The 2,205-nt window shown below is 61.0% G+C and carries 2 protein-coding genes; both read right to left on the reverse strand.

The features are described from left to right. Positions 1 to 72 precede the first annotated feature (72 nt). The gene (locus EN925_RS32765) at positions 73 to 1,521 is read right to left on the reverse strand and encodes a TolC family protein (RefSeq protein WP_013529844.1); all 1,449 of its coding nucleotides are present in this window, start codon (positions 1,519 to 1,521) and stop codon (positions 73 to 75) included. Positions 1,522 to 1,941: 420 nt separating this feature from the next. Then, positions 1,942 to 2,205: invasion associated locus B family protein (locus tag EN925_RS32770; RefSeq protein WP_206633054.1), on the reverse strand; the 264-nt coding region annotated here is incomplete at its 5' end.

Genomic DNA, 2,205 nt, shown 5'->3' on the forward strand with positions numbered 1-2,205 from the left:
CTTCGGGGAGAGGATGTTGGGTTGCTGGTTCACGATCTGCCCGTCAGGACGCTCGCTGGACCTTGTGCTGTCCTATTTCTTCCTCACCGGAGCGAGAATATCGAATGGCAGGTCGTTCTTCTGCTCCGATGGCGTCCGCGCATAGGTTTCTGTGTCCGCGGTTTCCGGTGCTGCGAACTCGGTGCGTGCATAGGCCGTCGCTTGCTTTGCCGGCTCGAGATTCATCGTTTTCAGCAACTGTCCGGTCGCGGCCAGGAGCCGGTACTGGGCAAACAGCGATGCGTAGGACGCGGTATCCGCCAGTGTTGCCGTGTTGAACCGTGTATTCTGCGCGTCGAGCACGTCGAGCAGCGAGCGCTGTCCGACCTTGAACTGCTCGCGATAGGAAGCAACCAGCTTCTCATTGGCAGCGGCTTGTTGCCTCAGGGTCTTTGCCAGATCGGCTTGCCGGAAACGGCGATCCCATGAGGTGCGAACGGCTTCCTCGATTTCGCGCTGGACCTGATGCAGCGCGAGACGCTGTTCACTGGTGCGGCGGATCTGCTCCTGCTCGTTGGCCTTGTCGATGCCACCGCGGTAGAGGTTCCAGCGCAGGACCACGCGCGCCTGCAGGTCGGTGGTGTCGCCATCGTCGCCGTCAATGTCGGTTCCTGCCCGGGCCCGACCTTCAGCGATGATGGAGGGGCCAAATTTTGCCCGCGCAGCGTCCACGAGGGAGGCCGCCGCGTCGATGTCGCTGTTGGCCATGTGTACGCGCGGATTGCTTTCCCGCGCCAACCCTATCGCGTCGTCGAGCGAGCGCGGGAGTGCGGCCGAAACATCGCCGGGCCTCGAAGGGCTGGTCAGTGGCTTTCCGACGGTTTTGAAGAAGCGGATCTTGGCCGCTTCCAGTTCCTCGGTCGCCTCCTGCATGCGCGCCTTGGCGGCGAACAGCCGTTCCTCGGCCTGTTGCCGGTCGGCCTCGTTCAGCGCGCCGCCCGAGATGCCTTGCCGGATGTCGCCGAGAATTGCCTGGTGGAAGCCGAGATTCTTCTTCGCTTCGGCAACGATCGAGGCCTGCAGCATGTATTCCAGATAGTCCTGGACAACGGACAACCCGATGAATTCGGACCGTTCCAGAACGCGGAACGAAGCGCCGTCGACGCGCGATGCCTGACGGTTCAATTCGGCCCGCCTTCCGCCGCTGTCATAAAGCGTCTGCGAAACGGTAAGATCCGTTTCAGCCGGATAGAGCGCATCGCCTTCGATGGAAAGAGAGCGCCGGGACGGATTGTCGAGCCGGCGAACGCCAGCCGATGCCTCGACATCGACACTGGGAAGATAAAGGCCCTTGGCCTGCCGCAACTCGAACTCGATGGCTTCGCGATTTTCGATCGCCTGTCCAATCTCGGGATTGGACTCCACCGCGACAGCCATCGCCTCCTTGAGCGTGAGCGCGTGAGCACTGCCGCAGGTCAGCATGGTGGCCGCCATCAAAAGACCAAGGCGCCTGCCTATGGTCGACATGTTTGTCGTATTCATTAATCCCACCCTAACGTTTCCCCAGCGTCCTTTTCAGAGCGCTAACCAAGCCAAGGCCTGCCCGTCGGTGGATTATTCACAGATTCACGAAATATGTGAGCGATTATTGATTTAGAGATCGCTAAATAGCCTTTTTGGGCAACAAGGCTGCGAGATGTAGCAAAAATAGCACATAACGTCGGCTCGCTGCGGTTGTATCCGGACGCCGCATTCAGTGGGAAAGCACAAAAAACGGCAGGCCAGTGGGCCGGTATGGCCAGAATCATGGCCGGTTCGGATAGCGGCTGTCGATGATCCAACCTGAAGTTGAGCCCTTTTCAGGCACGCCCCTTTGGATGCCGCGCCCAAAAATACTCCATCGCGGCGGCCGGCGTACGCTTCATGTGGCTCACTGCGGCCAAAAGCTGGTCAGCGCGCACCCTAATTTGCGCTCAACGCCACCATGCGGTCGAGCGCCGCGGTCAGGCCGCGAAGCGACACAGGGAAGCTCAGCGGGGTCTCGGCGTCCGTCGTGACATTGAGCTTCAGCACCGAGCCTCCCCTCAGCTTTCCAAGCGTCGGCCGATCGATCGTAAAGACGGAGACGCAACCCGTCGGCAGGCAGGTCCTGAAGCGCTGCGGGGACAGCGGCGGTTGATCGTCGGTCTGCAGCGTCACGCCCGGGTCAAGGAGGATGCCGAAGGG

Source organism: Mesorhizobium sp. M7A.F.Ca.US.006.04.2.1, from assembly GCF_004022915.1.
Classification (GTDB): domain Bacteria; phylum Pseudomonadota; class Alphaproteobacteria; order Rhizobiales; family Rhizobiaceae; genus Mesorhizobium; species Mesorhizobium ciceri.